The sequence below is a fragment of the Micromonospora sp. NBC_01655 genome (genome assembly GCF_026339755.1).
GTDB lineage: Bacteria > Actinomycetota > Actinomycetes > Mycobacteriales > Micromonosporaceae > Micromonospora.
Genome location: NZ_JAPEQF010000001.1, coordinates 2554740 through 2571315, shown reverse-complemented (window position 1 = coordinate 2571315; position 16576 = coordinate 2554740). Strand labels below are relative to the sequence as shown.

At 75.2% G+C, this 16576-nt stretch carries 12 protein-coding genes; 2 read left to right on the top strand and 10 right to left on the bottom strand.

Features of this window, described 5'->3' with window-relative positions:
* Positions 1–317: 317 nt before the first annotated feature.
* The gene (locus tag OOK41_RS12210; protein ID WP_266264663.1) at positions 318–1826 is read right to left on the bottom strand and encodes a glutamate synthase subunit beta; all 1509 of its coding nucleotides are present in this window, start codon (positions 1824–1826) and stop codon (positions 318–320) included.
* The gene (gene gltB, locus OOK41_RS12205; protein ID WP_266264660.1) at positions 1819–6543 is read right to left on the bottom strand and encodes a glutamate synthase large subunit; all 4725 of its coding nucleotides are present in this window, start codon (positions 6541–6543) and stop codon (positions 1819–1821) included. Before gltB ends, OOK41_RS12210 begins: the two co-directional genes overlap by 8 nt.
* Positions 6544–6688: 145 nt before the next feature.
* On the opposite strand from gltB, the gene OOK41_RS12200 reads away from it, so the two are divergent.
* Entirely contained in the window at positions 6689–7540 is an 852-nt protein-coding gene (locus tag OOK41_RS12200) for a GNAT family N-acetyltransferase (protein ID WP_266264659.1), read from the top strand.
* Between the two features lie 70 nt (positions 7541–7610).
* Here the strand turns inward: OOK41_RS12200 and OOK41_RS12195 are convergent, their stop codons facing one another.
* The 5 genes from OOK41_RS12195 to trpC form a co-directional block, all read right to left on the bottom strand.
* Positions 7611–8798 (bottom strand): NAD(P)/FAD-dependent oxidoreductase, encoded by a 1188-nt coding sequence (locus tag OOK41_RS12195; RefSeq protein ID WP_117668838.1) that lies wholly within the window; start codon positions 8796–8798, stop codon positions 7611–7613.
* A 16-nt stretch (positions 8799–8814) separates the two neighbouring features.
* The gene (lgt, locus tag OOK41_RS12190) at positions 8815–9978 is read right to left on the bottom strand and encodes a prolipoprotein diacylglyceryl transferase (protein ID WP_117668839.1); all 1164 of its coding nucleotides are present in this window, start codon (positions 9976–9978) and stop codon (positions 8815–8817) included.
* Positions 9979–10139: 161 nt separating this feature from the next.
* The gene (gene trpA, locus OOK41_RS12185; RefSeq protein WP_117668840.1) at positions 10140–10943 is read right to left on the bottom strand and encodes a tryptophan synthase subunit alpha; all 804 of its coding nucleotides are present in this window, start codon (positions 10941–10943) and stop codon (positions 10140–10142) included.
* 4 nt (positions 10944–10947) lie between these two features.
* Positions 10948–12183 (bottom strand): tryptophan synthase subunit beta, encoded by a 1236-nt coding sequence (gene trpB, locus OOK41_RS12180; protein WP_117668841.1) that lies wholly within the window; start codon positions 12181–12183, stop codon positions 10948–10950.
* A 41-nt stretch (positions 12184–12224) separates the two neighbouring features.
* Entirely contained in the window at positions 12225–13028 is an 804-nt protein-coding gene (gene trpC, locus OOK41_RS12175) for an indole-3-glycerol phosphate synthase TrpC (protein ID WP_207892762.1), read from the bottom strand.
* Positions 13029–13551: 523 nt separating this feature from the next.
* On the opposite strand from trpC, the gene OOK41_RS12170 reads away from it, so the two are divergent.
* Complete coding sequence (locus tag OOK41_RS12170; RefSeq protein WP_117668978.1) at positions 13552–13809, top strand: hypothetical protein; 258 nt, start codon at positions 13552–13554, stop codon at positions 13807–13809.
* A 7-nt stretch (positions 13810–13816) separates the two neighbouring features.
* Here the strand turns inward: OOK41_RS12170 and OOK41_RS12165 are convergent, their stop codons facing one another.
* The 3 genes from OOK41_RS12165 to hisI are packed head-to-tail and all read right to left on the bottom strand — an operon-like array spanning position 13817 to position 16421.
* Positions 13817–14422, bottom strand: a complete 606-nt coding sequence (locus tag OOK41_RS12165) for a Trp biosynthesis-associated membrane protein (RefSeq protein WP_266267794.1) — start codon at positions 14420–14422, stop codon at positions 13817–13819.
* A gap of 11 nt (positions 14423–14433) precedes the next feature.
* Entirely contained in the window at positions 14434–15987 is a 1554-nt protein-coding gene (locus OOK41_RS12160) for an anthranilate synthase component I (protein ID WP_117668843.1), read from the bottom strand.
* Entirely contained in the window at positions 15984–16421 is a 438-nt protein-coding gene (gene hisI / locus OOK41_RS12155; protein WP_117668980.1) for a phosphoribosyl-AMP cyclohydrolase, read from the bottom strand. Before hisI ends, OOK41_RS12160 begins: the two co-directional genes overlap by 4 nt.
* Between the last annotated feature and the right edge of the window lie 155 nt (positions 16422–16576).

The window sequence follows — 16576 nt, the reverse complement described above, 5'->3', positions numbered from 1 at the left end:
CGCCATGAAGAGGCTGGCCACACCGACGGGGCGGTTTGGCAGGCGTCGGGGCGGGGGCCGGGGTGGTGAGTGGGCGCGGTGCCGAGCCGCCCGAGTCGCTGACGACATCAGCTCCATAGCGCTGAGGAGGGGTCAGTCCCGCGCCGGCCACCGGCCCGGCCCGCACGGCGGCCGGCGGGCCGGGGACACGAGGGTCCAGGCCCGCCGGCCGTCACGGCACTCGCGAGATCGGCGGCTCGACGCGGCCCAACACCTCCACGCAGTCCAACACCTCGGCGCGGTCCAACGCCTCGGCGCGGTCCAACACCTCGGCGCGGTCAGCGGGCGGCGAGGGGCTGCCGCGCCGGGTCGACCGGGGCGGGCAGTTCGCCCACCCCGCCGAGGTACGCGTGGATCGCGGCGGCTGCCGCGCGCCCCTCGGCGATCGCCCAGACGATCAGCGACGCGCCCCGGTGCATGTCCCCGGCGACGAAGACGCCGTCGGCGTCGGTCTGCCAGTCCGGCCGGGCGTCGATCGCGCCCCGGGCGTTGCGGGCGACCCCGAACTGCTCCAGCAGCGGCTGCCGCTCGGTGCCCTCGAAGCCGATCGCCAGCAGCACCAGGTCCGCTGGGAGTTCCCGCTCGGAGCCGGGCAGCGGGGTGACGATCCGGCGGCCGTCGCGCTTCTCGACGGTCACCTCGGCGATCCGGACGGACTTCACCTGGCCGGTGCCGTCGTCGACGAACTCCTGCACGGCGGCGGCGAACACCCGGTCGCCGCCCTCCTCGTGCGCCGGGTAGTTGCGCAGGATCCACGGCCAGGTCGGCCACGGGTCCCGGCCGGCGTCGCGGGAGTGCGGCGGCTCCGGGTACAGGTCGAGCTGGTGCACCCCGGCCGCGCCCTGGCGGTGGGCCACGCCGAGGCAGTCCGCGGCGGTGTCGCCGCCGCCGATGATCACGACGTGCTTGCCGGCCGCGTCGATCGGGGTGCCGTCGGGCAGCACCGCGAGGGCCGGTCGGCCGCCGCCGGCCGCCGCGACCACCCGGTTCGCCGCGACCAGGTGCGTCATCGCCTGGTGTACGCCGCGCAGTTCCCGCCCCGGGGTCTCGGGGGTGTCCCGGCCCTGGAGCGCGCCGCAGGCGAGCAGCACCGCGTCGTGCGCCTCGCGCAGCTGCTCGGCGGTCACGTCGACGCCGACGTTCACCCCGGTGCGGAACCGGACGCCCTCGGCCGCCAACTGGGCGATCCGCCGGTCGATGTGCTGCTTCTCCAGCTTGAAGTCGGGGATGCCGTACCGGAGCAGGCCGCCGATCGCGTCGTCGCGCTCGTACACCGTGACGGCGTGGCCGGCGCGGGCCAGTTGCTGGGCGGCGGCCAGGCCGGCGGGACCGGAGCCGACCACGGCGACCGAGCGACCGGTCGGGGCCGCCGCCGGGTGGGGATCCAGCCCGCCCCGGGCCACCGCGGCGTCGGCGATCTCCACTTCGACCTGCTTGATGGTGACCGGGGCGCCGCCGCCGATGCCGAGGACGCAGGCGGCCTCGCACGGCGCCGGGCAGAGCCGGCCGGTGAACTCGGGGAAGTTGTTGGTGGCGTGCAGCGAGTCCACCGCGGCGTCCCAGCTACCGGTCCGGACCAGGTCGTTCCAGTCCGGGATGCGGTTGCCCAGCGGGCAGCCGTCGTGGCAGAACGGGATGCCGCAGTCCATGCACCGGGTGGCCTGCTCGCGGACGAGTTCCTCGCCGGCCGGCGGGTACACCTCCCGCCAGTCGCTGATCCGCACCGGCACCGGCCGGCGCGCGGGCAGCCGCCGGTTGTAGCGCAGGAAACCGTTCGGGTCAGGCACGAGCCACCTCCTGGGCGACCGCCCGCGGGGCGGGCGGCATGGACGCATCGGAAGGCGCCGACGGCGCCGGGGCGGCTGACGCCGCCAGTGCGCTCATCACCGCGTCGTCGACGTCACGGCCGGCGGCTTCGGCGGCCCGCATGATCTCCAGCACCCGGCGGTAGTCCCGGGGCACCACGGCGGTGAACTCCTCCACCGCCTCCGGCCAGCGCTTCAGCAGCGCCTCGGCGACCGCCGAGCCGGTCTCGGCGAAGTGCCGGTGCACCAGCTCGTGCAGCCGGTCCCGCTCCTCGTCGCGCAGCGGCGACAGGTCGACCAGCTCCGCGTTGACCCGACGCCGGTCGAGGTTCCAGACGAAGGCGGTGCCGCCGGACATGCCGGCGGCGAAGTTGCGCCCGGTCTCGCCGAGCACCACCACCGTGCCGCCGGTCATGTACTCGCAGCCGTGGTCGCCGACGCCCTCGACGACCGCCACCGCGCCGGAGTTGCGCACCGCGAACCGCTCGCCGACCCGGCCGCGCAGGAAGACCTCGCCCGCGGTGGCCCCGTACAGGATGGTGTTACCGGCGATGATCTGGTCCTCGGCGCGCTCACCCGGCCTGGCCTCGCCCTCGACGAACGGCGCGGCGGCGTCCGGTCGGACGACGATCCGACCGCCGGACAGGCCCTTGGCGACGTAGTCGTTGGCGTCGCCGTGCAAACGCAGGGTGACCCCGCTGGGCAGGAACGCGCCGAACGACTGCCCGGCGGTGCCGCGCAGCAGGAACTCGATGGTGTCGGCGGGCAGGCCGGCCCCGCCGAAGCGGCGGGTGACCTCGCCGCCGAGCATCGCGCCGACGCTGCGGTGCTCGTTGCGCACCGCCACCTCGACCCGCACCGGCGTGCCGTCGGTGAGCGCCGGCCCGGCGAGGGCGACCAGCTCGTTGTCCAGCGCCAGCTCCAGGCCGTGGTCCTGGGCCCGGACGCCGCGCCGGGCGGCGTCGGCCGGCAGCTCCGGCAGGTGCAGGACGCGACCGAGGTCGAGGCCGTGGGCCTTCCAGTGGTCGACGGCCGGTACGACGTCGAGCACCTCGGTGCGCCCGATCGCCTCGGAGATCGACCGGAAGCCCAGCTCGGCGAGGTACCCGCGGACCTCCTCGGCGAGGAAGAGGAAGAAGTTCTCCACGAACTCCGGCCGGCCGGTGAACCGCTCACGCAGCACCGGGTTCTGGGTGGCGATGCCGACCGGGCAGGTGTCCAGGTGGCAGACCCGCATCATCACGCAGCCCTCGACGATCAGCGGGGCGGTGGCGAAGCCGAACTCCTCGGCGCCGAGCAGCGCCGCGACCAGCACGTCCCGGCCAGTCTTGAGCTGGCCGTCGACCTGCACGGTGACCCGGTCGCGGAGCTTGTTGAGCAGCAGGGTCTGCTGCGCCTCGGCCAGCCCCAGCTCCCAGGGGGTGCCGGCGTGCTTGAGCGAGTTCAGCGGGGACGCGCCAGTGCCGCCGTCGTGGCCGGAGATCAGGATGACGTCGGCCTTGAGCTTGGCCACCCCGGCCGCGACGGTGCCGACGCCGACCTCGCTGACCAGCTTGACGTGCACCCGGGCGGCCGGGTTGACGCACTTGAGGTCGTGGACGAGCTGGGCCAGATCCTCGATCGAGTAGATGTCGTGGTGCGGCGGCGGGGAGATCAGGCCGACGCCCGGGGTGGCGTGCCGGGTCCGGGCGATCCACGGCCAGACCTTGTTGCCGGGGAGCTGGCCGCCCTCGCCGGGCTTGGCGCCCTGGGCCATCTTGATCTGGAGGTCGTCGGCGTTGACCAGGTATTCGCTGGTCACGCCGAACCGGCCACTGGCGATCTGCTTCACCGCGGAGCGGCGCTGCGGGTCGTGCAGGCGCTCGACGTCCTCGCCGCCCTCGCCGGTGTTGGACTTGCCGCCGAGGCGGTTCATCGCGACGGCGAGGGTCTCGTGCGCCTCGGCCGAGATCGACCCGTACGACATGGCGCCGGTGGCGAACCGCCTGACGATCTCGGTGGCCGGCTCGACCTCCTCCAGCGGCACCGGCGGGCGGACGCCGGTGCGCAGGGTGAACAGGCCGCGCAGCGAGCCGGCCTTGGCGGCCAGCTCGTCGACCTTGGCCGTGTACTGGCGGAAGACGTCGTACTGGCGGCTGCGGGTGGCGTGCTGGAGCAGGAAGACCGTCTCCGGGTTGAACAGGTGCAGCTCGCCCTCGCGGCGCCACTGGTACTCGCCGCCGACCTCCAGCCGGTCGGTGGCCACCGCGCCCGGCGCCGGCCAGGCCAGCGCGTGCCGGGCGGCCACCTCGGCGTGGATGCCGTGCAGGTCGACGCCGCCGATCGTGCTCGGGGTGCCCCGGAAGTACCGCTCGACGAGGCGGGTGTCCAGACCGACGGCCTCGAACACCTGCGCCCCGCAGTACGACGAGACGGTCGAGATGCCCATCTTGGACATGATCTTCAGGACGCCCTTGCCGAGCCCCTTGACGTAGTTGCGCACCGCCTTCACCGCCAGCTTCGATGGCGACTCGTCCGGCTCGGCCGGCTCGACTCGGGTCATCACCCCGGTGGCGATCATGTCCTCGACCGACTCGAAGGCCAGGTACGGGTTGACGGCGGCGGCGCCGTACCCGATCAGCACGGCCGCGTGGTGCACCTCGCGGCAGTCGCCGGACTCGACGATCAGCGCCACCTGGGTGCGGGTCTGCTCGCGGACCAGGTGCTGGTGCACGGCGGCGGTGAGCAGCAGCGACGGGATCGGGGCCAGGTCGGCGTTGGAGTCCCGGTCGGAGAGCACCAGGATGCGCACGCCGTCCTCGATCGCCTCGGAGACGTGCCGGCAGATCTCGGTGAGCCGGGCCTTGATGCCGGCCCCGCCGTCGCGGATCCGGTACAGCCCAGAGACCCGCACGGCCTTGAAGCCGGGCAGGTCGCCGTCCTCGTCGATGGAGAGGATCTTGGCCAGCTCGTCGTTGTCGATCACCGGGTAGGGCAGCACGATCTGCCGGCAGCTCGCCGGACTCGGGTCGAGCAGGTTGGCCTCCGCGCCGATGGTGTGCTGGAGGCTGGTCACCAGCTCCTCGCGGATGGCGTCCAGCGGCGGGTTGGTGACCTGGGCGAAAAGCTGGTGGAAGTAGTCGTAGAGCAGCCGGGGCCGGGTGGACAGCGGGGCGATCGGGGTGTCGGTGCCCATCGAGCCGAGCGGCTCGGCGCCGGTACGCGCCATCGGCGCGAGGAGGATCTTCAGCTCCTCCTCGGTGTACCCGAAGGTCTGCTGGCGGCGGCGCACCGAGTCGTGGGTGTAGACGATGTGCTCGCGCGGCGGCAGGTCGGTCAGGTCGATCAGCCCGGCGTGCAGCCACTCGTCGTACGGCTGCGCGGCGGCCAGCTCCGTCTTGATCTCGTCGTCGGAGACGATCCGGCCGGCGACGGTGTCGACCAGGAACATCCTGCCCGGCTGGAGCCGCCCCTTGGCGACCACGGTGGCCGGGTCGAGGTCGAGCACGCCGGCCTCGCTGCCGAGCACCACCAGCCCGTCGGAGGTGCGCCACCAGCGGCCCGGGCGCAGGCCGTTGCGGTCCAGCACCGCCCCGACGATCTCGCCGTCGGTGAACGCGACCGACGCCGGCCCGTCCCACGGCTCCATCAGGCTGGCGTGGAACCGGTAGAAGGCGCGCTTGTCGGCGCGCATGTCCGGGTCGTTCTCCCACGCCTCCGGGATCATCATCAGCACCGCGTGCGGCAGGCTGCGCCCGGCCAGGTGCAGCAGCTCCAGTACCTCGTCGAAGTTCGCCGAGTCGGAGGCGGCGGGGGTGCAGACCGGGAAGACCCGGCGGATGTTGCCCGGGATGTTCGGGCTGCGCAGCAGCGCCTCACGGGCCTGCATCCAGTTGCGGTTGCCGCGGATCGTGTTGATCTCGCCGTTGTGGGCGATGATCCGGTAGGGGTGGGCCAGCGGCCACGACGGGAACGTGTTGGTGGAGAACCGGGAGTGCACCAGCGCGATGGCGCTGTCGACGCGCTCGTCGGTCAGGTCGGGGAAGAACTCGGGGAGCTGGTCGGGGGTGAGCATCCCCTTGAACACCATGGTCCGGCCGGACAGCGACGGGAAGTACGCCGGCACGCCCCGCTCGGCGCTCTCCCGCTCGGCCTGCTTGCGCACGCAGAACGCCACCCGGTCCAGGTCGAGGCCGGACAGCGGGGAGCCGGCCGGGCCGGCCGGGGTGTCGGTGAGCCGGCGCGCGGCGAGGAAGACCTGCCGGACCCGGGGCATCGCCGCGAGCGCGGTCTCGCCGAGGCCGCTCGGGTCGGTCGGCACGTCCCGCCAGCCCAGGATCTCCGCGCCCTCGACCAGGGCGTACTTCTCCAGCACCCGGCGGGCGCGGGCCTCGCCGGCGTCGTCGGTCGGCAGGAAGACCAGGCCGGTGGCGTACTCGCCGGCGGGCGGCAGCGGGAAGTCGACCACCGCGCGCAGGTACGCGTCCGGCACCTGGATCATGATGCCGGCGCCGTCGCCGGTGTTGTGCTCCGCGCCTCGGGCGCCCCGGTGGTCCAGCCGGAGCAGGGCGCCGAGACCGTTGGCCACGACCGCGTGGGAGCGCCGGCCGTAGAGGTCCGCAACGAAGGCCACCCCGCACGCGTCGTGCTCGTGCGCGGGGTCGTAGAGCCCGGTCGCGCGTGGGGCCGACTGCTGGCGGGGAGGGTACGGAAAGGCCACCGGGCCTCCTGTCGTCACTCAGGTTGGATCATGGTCGGGACGACGTCGGCCCTTATGGGTCTATTGAGTCTACGTTAGGGGTTGCGGCGCAAGGCCAGTTCAGATTGATCACACTTCCAGATGCTGGGAAGGATAGTCTCGCGCGGTGGATCACGTACGCACTGAGACGACTGGGACGTTCGACCGGCTGGAGCACTTCTACGACGCGGTGCCCCGGGACTCCGCCCGGCCGGAGGAGTACGGCCCGCTGGTGCTGTTCGTCCGGGAAGGGGCGGGTTGGCCGTTCTACGCACGGCCCCGGCTGGACGCCACCGAGCCGCCCTCGCTGGCCGACGTGAGCGCCGTGCGGGAGCGGCAGCGGGAGCTGGGCCTGCCGGAGGCGTTCGAGTGGGTGCACGAGCGCAACCCGGACCTGCTGGCGGTGGCCCGCTCGGCGGGGCTGGCCGTGCTGGAGGCCCCGCTGATGATGCTCGACCCGGCCGCGCTGGCCGCCCCCGGGGAGTTCACCGACGTACCGGTGCGGCTGCTGGACCCGGCCGCGCCCGGCTTCGCCGCCGACGTGGCCGCCCGGCGGGCGGTCGCCGCGGTCGGGTTCTCCGCCGCCGGCACCGCCCGGGGTACGGCCGGCCCGGCGCAGCGGGACGCCGCGGTCACCGAGCTGGACGTGGCGACGCTGGACGAGGAGCGGGCCCGCGTCGCCGACGGCGGCCGGCTGTCCGCGCTCGCCGGGACGCCCGCCGACGGGCCGCTGGCCAGCGGGATGGCGATGCGGGTCGGCGAGGTGGCCGAGATCGCCGGGGTCGCCACCCTGCCGGCGGCCCGCCGCCGGGGCCTCGGCGCGGCGGTCACCGCCGCCCTCGCCCGGGCGCTGCTGGACGCCGGCACCGACCTGGTGTTCCTCTCCGCCGGCAGCGAGGAGATCGCCCGGGTCTACGTCCGGGTCGGCTTCCGCCGGGTCGGCACCGCCTGCGTCGCGGAGCCCGCCGCGCTCATCTGAGCCCGCCCCACCGCCCGGTTCCCGGCACGCCGACCGGGACGGGCCCCGGCCGGCCGGGCGGGTCCGCCGGTCAGGCCGGGGGGCGCCACTGGGCGGCGACGGAGGCCGCGGTGGACAGCAGGCGGGGGCTGATGGTGCCCAGGGCGGCGTCCCGGGCCCGCAGGGCGAGCCGGCCCCGGGCCTGGAGCACCGCCGACATCCGCCGGGTCTGCCGGACCACGGTCGCCGCCCGGGGCCGACGCAGCCGATCGTACGTGGCGACGGCGTCCGGAAGCCGGGCCTCGCGCAGCAGCGAGGCGAGGGTGGCGGCGTCCTCGAAGGCGAGGCAGGCGCCCTGGCCCAGGTGCGGGGGCATGGCGTGGGCGGCGTCACCCAGCAGCACCACCCCGCCCGGCCCGGCCGGGAAGCCGTACGCGCGGGGCAGCGGGCGCAGCTCGCGGATCTCCTGCTGGACCACGTCGGCCGGGTCGGTGGCGTCGAGCAGCTCGCCGATCGGGGCGGGCCAGCCGGCGTACCAGCGGCGGAGCAGCGCGAGCTGGGTCTGCGGGGGCTCCGGCCGGGGCGCGCCGGCCGCGGTGGCCACCCAGTAGATGCCGCCCCGGCTCGACCCGCCGGACGAACCGCGCTCGCCCAGCGAGGCGGCCACGAACCGGTATCCGGCGCCCAGCGTCTCCCCGCCGACCGGCTGGTCGGCGGGCAGCCGGGGCGCCCGGTACCAGGGGATGACCGCCCGCCACGCGGCGCAGCCGGAGCTGACCACCCCCGACTCCGGGGCCAACTGCCGGCGGATCTCGCTGTCGGTGCCGTCCGCCCCGACCACCAGATCGGCCTCGAAGCGCTGCCGGCCGTCGCCGACCGAGGGCCGCTCACCGGACTCGGCCCGGACCGTGCGCACCGCCACGCCGGTACGCAGCTCCACCCGCTCGCCGAGGCCCGCGATCAGCGCGTCGTGCAGGTCCTCCCGGTGCACCACCACCGGCATCCGGTCGGCCGGGGTGGGGCGGGGCTGCACCAGCCAGTGCCCGTCGGGCCGGCGGATACCACCGTCGGGCAGCGGGGTGGCGATCGCGTCCAGGCCCGCGCCGAGGCCGAGGGCGCGCAGCGCGCGTACCCCGTTGGGCCAGAGCACGAGGGCCGTCGGGTCCGGGCGGACCCGGTCGGCGCGCTCCAGGAGGGTGACCTGCCACCCGGACCGGGCGAGCGCGCCGGCGACCGCGAGGCCACCGATCCCGGCCCCGACCACCACCGCGGTACGCATGCCGCCCCTCCCCCGCTCAGCTCTCCCGGTCGGTGGCGCGGGGGCCGGTCGTGCCGGCCCGCTCGTCGCCCGGCGACACGTCGGCTGGCGCGTCGCGGTCGGCTGGCGCGTCGTTCCCGGCCGCCCCGGGATCCGGCGCGGCGGCGTCCGCGGTCGGGTCGGGACCGTCGGGGACGACCCCGGTGTCCCGGTACTCACGGAACTGTTCCTCACCCACCACCCGGTACCCCTCCGGGGCGGTGGCCTGCGCGCCGGCCTCGCGCTCGGACAGGTCGACCTGGGAGACGTCGCCGCCGCCGGCCGGGGCGGGGGCGGGCCCGCCGATCGGAACCAGGTACTCCCGGGGGCCACGGACCCGCAGGAAGTAGATCAGCGCGCCGACGAAGACCAGGGCGGCCGTGAAGACGTTGAGCCGGACACCGAGGATGTGGGTGGCCTCGTCGGTGCGCATCAGCTCGATCCAGAACCGGCCGGCGGTGTAGCCCATCACGTAGAGCGCGAACGCCCGCCCCTTGCCCAGGCGCAGCTTCCGGTCCAGGACGAGGACCAGGGCGGCGACGCCGATGTTCCACAGCGCCTCGTAGAGGAAGGTCGGGTGGTACAGCCCGGGCAGCAGCACCGGCTCGCCGTCCACGACCTTCGCGTGACCGGGGTTGCTCGGGTCCATGTCGTGCACCCGCAGCCCCCAGGGCAGGGTCGTCCGGCCGCCGTACAGCTCGTTGTTGAACCAGTTGCCGAACCGGCCGATGGCCTGGGCCAGCGGCAGCCCCGGGGCGAGCGCGTCGGCCACCACGGCGAACGGGATACCGAGCTGGCGGGCGGCGATCCAGGCGCCGAGCGCCCCGCCGGCCACCGCGCCCCAGATGCCCAGGCCGCCCTCCCAGATGGCGAACGCCTTGAGCGGCTCACCGCCGGCGCCGAAGTACTTCTCCGGTGAGGTGATCACGTGGTAGATCCGGGCGCCGATGATGCCGGTCGGCACCGCCCAGACGGCGATGTCGAGCACCGCGCCGGGGGCGACGCCGCGCTGGCGCAGCCGGCGCTCGGTGACCACGCAGGCCACCACGATGCCGGCGATGATGCAGAGCGCGTACGCCCGCAGCGGCAGCGGGCCGAGCTGCCAGACGGCCGTGCTGGGGCTCGGCAGGGCCGCCTGGGGGATCGTCGAGGCGAGGGTCACGGGTGCACACGCTACCGCTGCGCACCGCCGCAGCGGCACCCCGGTCGGGTGAACCGGCGCGGCTCGTCGGCCCGACGACCCGCGACGTACGGCGGTCGCCCGTTTCCACCGCCCCGCGCCAGCGGTGCGGCAGGCCGCGGCGGCGCCCGGCAGCCGGGCGGTCAGCGACGCGGGTCGCGCACCCCGTCGGCGAGTTCGGCGCTCAGGGTGCGCAGGGCGGCCAGGCCGGCGGCCGGGTCGGGCGCGTCGAGCAGGCAGCGGACCAGCGCGCTGCCGACGATCACCCCGTCGGCGTACCCGGCGACCGTGCCGGCCTGCGCGCCGGTGCCGACGCCGAGCCCCACGCCGACCGGCAGGTCGGTGACCTCGCGCACCCGGGAGACCAGGACGGGGGCCGCGTCGGAGGTCTGCGAACGGGCGCCGGTGACCCCCATGATCGCGGTGGCGTAGACGAAGCCCCGGCAGTGCTCCACGGTCATCCTCAGCCGCGCGTCGGTGGACGACGGGGAGACCAGGAAGGTGCGGTCCAGCCCGTGCGCGTCCGAGGCGGCCAGCCACTCGTCGGCCTCGTCCGGGATCAGGTCGGGGGTGATCAGGCCGGTGCCGCCGGCCGCGGCCAGGTCCCGGGCGAACGCGTCGACGCCGTACTGCTCGATCGGGTTCCAGTAGGTCATGGTGACCACCGGGGCGCCGGTGGCCGCGACCGCCTCGACGATGCGCAGCGTGTCGGCGGTGCGGACGCCGCCGGTCAGGGCGATGTCGCTGGCCTTCTGGATCACCGGGCCGTCCATCACCGGGTCGGAGTACGGGATCTCCACCTCGATGACGTCCACCCCTGCGGCGACCATGGCGGTCATCGCGGCGATGCTGCCCTCGACGGTGGGGAACCCGGCCGGCATGCAGCCGACCAGCACCGCCCGCCCGTCGGCCCGGGCCTTGTCGAACGCCACCCCGATCCGGCTCACGTTCTCACTGCTCCTTGTCGAGGATGCCGAAGTACTCGCCGGCGGTGTGCACGTCCTTGTCGCCCCGGCCGGAGAGGTTGACCACGACGACCGGCTCCCGGCCCAGCTCGGCGGCGAGCCCCGGGGCGATCTTCAGCGCGCCGGCGAGCGCGTGCGCGCTCTCGATCGCCGGGATGATCCCCTCGGTGCGGCAGAGCAGCTCGAACGCGGCCATCGCCTCGCGGTCGGTCACCGGCGTGTACGTCGCCCGGCCGCTGTCGTGCAGCCACGCGTGCTCCGGGCCGACGCCCGGGTAGTCCAGGCCGGCCGAGATCGAGTGCGACTCGATGGTCTGCCCGTCGGCGTTCTGGAGCACGTACGTGCGGGCGCCGTGCAGCACGCCGGAGGAGCCGCCGGTGATGCTGGCCGCGTGCCGCCCGCTCTCCATGCCCTCGCCGCCGGCCTCGAAGCCGTACAGCCGCACGCCGGGGTCGCCGACGAAGGCGTGGAAGATGCCCAGCGCGTTGGAGCCCCCGCCGACGCAGGCCGCGACCGCGTCCGGCAGCGCGCCGGTCAGGTCGAGGCACTGCTGGCGGGCCTCCTCGCCGATGCCCCGGACGAAGTCCCGGACCATCTCGGGGAACGGGTGCGGGCCGGCGGCGGTGCCGATCAGGTAGTGGGTGTCGTCGACGTTGGCGACCCAGTCCCGCATCGCCTCGTTCATCGCGTCCTTGAGGGTGCGCGAGCCGGTGGTGACCGGGACGACGGTGGCGCCGAGCATCCGCATCCGGGCCACGTTGAGCGCCTGCCGCCGCGTGTCCACCTCGCCCATGTAGACCACGCAGTCGAGGTCGAACAGGGCGGCGGCGGTCGCGGTGGCCACGCCGTGCTGGCCGGCGCCGGTCTCGGCGATCACCCGCCGCTTGCCCATCCGCTTGGTCAGCAGCGCCTGGCCGAGCACGTTGCGCACCTTGTGCGCCCCGGTGTGGTTGAGGTCCTCCCGCTTGAGCAGCACCCGGGCGCCGATCTTCGCGGAGAACCGCTTCGCCGGGTAGAGCAGCGAGGGGGTGCCGGCGTAGCCGCGCAGCAGCGCGTCGAACTCGGCACGGAACGACTCGTCGCCCATCGCCTTGCGGTACGCCGCGTCGAGCTCGTCGAGCGCCGCGACGAGCGCCTCCGGGACGAACCGGCCGCCGAACCGGCCGAAGTGACCGGCGGCGTCGGGGACCTGGCCGGCCGGGGCCGGGGCGTTGGCGCTCATCGCGGTGTCCTCTCGCTGCTGCTTCTCGCCCCCGGCGCGGGTCAGCGCACCGGGCGGGGCGTGGCCGGGTGGTTGCCGGCGTTGACCAGTCCGGCCACCGCCTCGCGGGGGCTGTTCTGGGTGACCAGGCCCTCGCCGACCAGCACGGCGTCGGCGCCGGCCGAGGCGTACCGGATCAGGTCGTGCGGCCCGCGCACGCCGGACTCGGCGATCTTGACGACGCTGCTGGGCAGGCCGGGGGCGATCCGTTCGAACACCGAGCGGTCGACCTCCAGCGTACGCAGGTCACGGGCGTTGACCCCGATCACCTGGGCGCCGGCCTCCAGGGCCCGGTCGGCCTCCTCCTCGGTGTGCACCTCGACCAGCGCGGTCATCCCGAGGGACTCGATCCGCTCCAGCAGCCCGACCAGGGCGTTCTGCTCCAGCGCGGCGACGATCAGCAGGACCAGGTCGGCGCCGTGCGCGCGGGCCTCGTGCACCTGGTAGCTGGAGACCACGAAGTCCTTGCGCAGCACGGGGACCTTCACCGCGGCCCGGACGGCGGCCAGGTCGTCCAGCGACCCGCCGAACCAGCGCCCCTCGGTGAGCACGCTGATCGCCCGGGCGCCACCGGCCGCGTACTCGGCGGCCAGCTCGGCCGGGTCGGCGATCTCGGCCAGCTGTCCCCTGGACGGCGACGAGCGCTTCACCTCGGCGATCACGGCCACGCCGGGCCGGCGCAGGGCCGCGTACGCGTCCAGCGGCGGGGGCGCGGCGGCGGCCAGCTCGCGGATCCGCTCCAGCGGAACCTGCTCCTGCCGCCGGGCGACGTCCTCGCGGACACCGGCCAGGATCTCGTCGAGCACGCTTCCGGACGCCGCCGGACCGGCCCCGTCCCCCTCCGCGTGCGCATGGTCAGCAGTCACCAACGGACTCCCCTCTCCGGGTGTCATGGGCCGATGCTAGGGGGCGCCACCTGGGACCGGGTGCCGGGGGTATGGCGCTCCTCACGAGATGGGCTGCGGCATAATGCCCGACTTCCGGTGAACGCCACATCACGCAGCGCGACCGTCCCCATCGATCGCGGTGACCCCGCGGCCGGCACGTTCGCCGATCGGCCCATCGACGGGTACCCATTCTCATTCGACCATTGTCGGGCCGCGCCCACGCGCCGCGCATCTCGGTCAGTGCTGTGACGAAGGTCAAGGCGGAACGGCCCTTTCCAGGTCGCCGGCCCCGCAGGACAGTTGACGTGCCGGTGACCGGGGCGAAACGTGGGCCGGGCACCGTCTTTCTCGGGCAGACTCGATGACGCGCCTGCCCGGGCCGCCGGACGGCGCGGCGACGCGCGGCCCGAAACCGTCGGAACGATCCTCGTGCGGGGTGACCATGAGCAACACCGAGCCCAACCCGGCCCTCGGACTGACCACCATCTCCCGTACCGTCGCGTCGCTCGCTGTCGGGGTGGTGCACACCCTGGAGCGCGCCGTGGTGGGGGACGGCCGGGTCCGCACCGCGCGCGGCAACGCCTGGGAGGCGGTCTGCGCCGACCGGGCCCGCGCCGACCAGCGCGCCGAGCTGGACCGCCTGGTGGCCGAGCTGGCCGCCGCCCGGGCCACCGTCCGCGACCGCCAGCCGGTCGGCTGACCGCCCGTCAGCCGGCCGTCGGGTCCTCGCCGCGATCCAGCGCGTCCCACGCCTCGGTGGTGCGCCGCCCGGTGACCGGGCCGGCCGCCGCGGGCCCCGGCTCGGCGCCGACCCGCCGGGCCGGCCGCTCGTAGCGGGCCCCCATCGCCGGCCAGCCCGCGCCGCGCAGCGCGGTGAGCGCCCCACCGGCGCCGGCGAGCAGCCCGCCGACCAGGCAGAGCGCCGGCCACTGCCGGCTGACCTCGCCGTCGAACGCGGCGACCAGCCCGTATCCGCCGCCGGCCGCCACGGCCGCGCCGAGCGCCAGCAGCAGCGCGCCGACGAGCCGGCGCAACGCACCCCGGGTGGCCAGCACCGCGCCGCCGCCAGCCAGCCCGACCACGGCCAGCGCCGACAGCCAGGGCAGCAGCCCCGCCCCGGTGCGCGCCTCGCGCACCGGGGGCAGCGGCGTGGGCCGGACGGTCAGCTCGACCGACCAGGTGCGGGTCGACGCCCACAGCGCCAGGCCCGCCCCGGCCAGGCAGAGCAGCACCGCGTACGTCAACTCGCGCCGGCGCCGCGCGGCCGGCGCGCCGGGGGTGTCCCCGCCGGGCCCCGCGGTGGTCGGGTCGATCGCCGGGCCGGTCACCGGGCCGGCCGGAGGGTCTCGGCAGCGGCGATGGCGGCCAGCACGGCGGCGGCCTTGTTCCGGGTCTCCTGGTCCTCGGCGGCCGGGTCGGAGTCGGCCACCACTCCGGCGCCGGCCTGCACGTACGCCCGGCCGTCGCGGATCAGCGCGGTGCGGATGGCGATCGCCATGTCCAGGTCGCCGCCGAAGCCGAAGTACCCGACGGTGCCGCCGTACGGGCCGCGCCGGACCGGCTCCAGCTCCTCGATGATCTCCATGGCCCGGACCTTCGGCGCCCCGGACAGGGTGCCGGCCGGGAAGGTCGCCGCGAGCGCGTCGAAGGCCGACCGGTCCTCCCGCAGGGTGCCGACCACGGTCGAGACGATGTGCATGACGTGGCTGTACCGCTCGATGGTGGCGAACTCGGGCACCTCGACGGTGCCCGGCCGGCAGACCCGGCCCAGGTCGTTGCGGCCCAGGTCGACCAGCATCACGTGCTCGGAGCGCTCCTTCGGGTCGGCGAGCAGCTCGGCGGCGAGCCGGGCGTCCGCCTCCGGGGTGCCGCCGCGCGGACGGGTGCCGGCGATCGGGTGCAGCAGTGCCCGGCGCTGCCCGTCCGGGCCGGTGCTCACCTTCAGGTGCGCCTCGGGCGACGAGCCGACGATGTCGAAGCCGTCGAAGCGCAGCAGGTACATGTAGGGGCTGGGGTTGGTGGTGCGCAGCACCCGGTAGATGTCCAGCGGGTCGGCATGGGTCGGCCGCTCGAAGCGCTGGGCGAGCACGATCTGGAAGCACTCGCCGGCCCGGATCGCCTCCTTGGCCGCCTCGACGGCCTTCGGGTAACCACCCTCCTCGGTGCGGCTGGTCACGTCGCCGACCGCCGGCCGGTCGACCGTGGAGATCATCGGCGGGATGGGCCGGGACAGCGCGGTGGTCATCGCGTCCAGCCGCCCCACCGCGTGGTGGTACGCGGCGGCGACCAGCGCGTCGCGGTCCGGCTCGTCCGGCGGCGGGAGCACCGCGTTGGCGATCAGGATCGCCGAGCCGTCGTAGTGGTCGAGGACCACCAGGTCGGTGGCCAGCATCATGCCCAGCTCGGGCACGCCGAGATCGTCCTCGGTCAGCTCGGGCAGCCGCTCGATGCGGCGGATCAGGTCGTATCCCAGGTAGCCGACCATGCCGCCGGTGAGCGGCGGCATGCCGCTGGCCGGGTCCCAGGCCGGGCCGGCGAGGGCGTCGACCGTCTCGCGCAGCACCCGGACCGGGTCGCCCCCGGTGGGCAGTCCGGTGGGCGGCTGGCCGGTCCAGTGGGCGGCCCCGTCCCGCTCGGTGAGCGTCGCGCCGCTGCGCACCCCGATGAACGAGTACCGCGACCAGGCCGAACCGGCGGGGCCGGCGCCCTGCTCGGCGGACTCCAGCAGGAACGTGCCCGGCCCGCCGGCCAGCTTCCGGTACACCCCGACCGGGGTCTCCGCGTCGGCGAGCAGCCGGCGGACGACCGGGACGACCCGCCAGCGGGCCGCCAGGTCGGTGAAGGATGCCTGGTCCGGGCTGACGGAGCCGTCGGTCATGAGGGGTCTCCAGGTGCGGAGGTGACCGGCAGCTCGGTGAAGAAGCAGGTCCGCTCGCCGGTGTGGCAGGCCGGACCCACCTGCTCGACGCTGACCAGCAGCGCGTCGCCGTCACAGTCGAGGGCGACGGAGCGGACGTGCTGGTGGTGGCCGGAGGTGGCGCCCTTGACCCAGTACTCCTGGCGGCTGCGCGACCAGTAGGTGGCCCGGCCGGTGGTGAGGGTGCGGTGCAGCGCCTCGTCGTCCATCCAGGCGACCATCAGCACCTCGCCCGTGTCGTGCTGGCGGACCACGGCGGCGACCAGGCCGTCGGGGTTGCGGCGCAGCCGGGCGGCGACGGCCGGGTCGAGCCGGGACGGGCGGGCCGGCCCACCGGCCGCCGACGGGTTCGCAGGGGCGTTGGCGCCGGTCGTCGGCGCGTCAGGTACGGGCACAGTGACCCATTGTCCCGCACCCGGGGCGGGCACCGGCGACGGCTCCCGCCGCGGCCGTGGTGCGGCCGTCGCGACGCCGGTGAGCTGGACGAGGTAGCGGTCCAGCCGCCCGTCGAAGAGGGCGTCGGCCAGGTCCGCGCCGGCCACCGCGGCGA

Coding starts and splice junctions, on each gene's coding strand:
- OOK41_RS12170 (WP_117668978.1), top strand. CDS start 13,552: ATGAGCAACACCGAGCCCAACCCGGCCCTCGGACTGACCACCATCTCC.
- trpB (WP_117668841.1), bottom strand. CDS start 12,183: ATGAGCGCCAACGCCCCGGCCCCGGCCGGCCAGGTCCCCGACGCCGCC.
- OOK41_RS12160 (WP_117668843.1), bottom strand. CDS start 15,987: ATGACCGACGGCTCCGTCAGCCCGGACCAGGCATCCTTCACCGACCTG.
- OOK41_RS12195 (WP_117668838.1), bottom strand. CDS start 8,798: ATGCGTACCGCGGTGGTGGTCGGGGCCGGGATCGGTGGCCTCGCGGTC.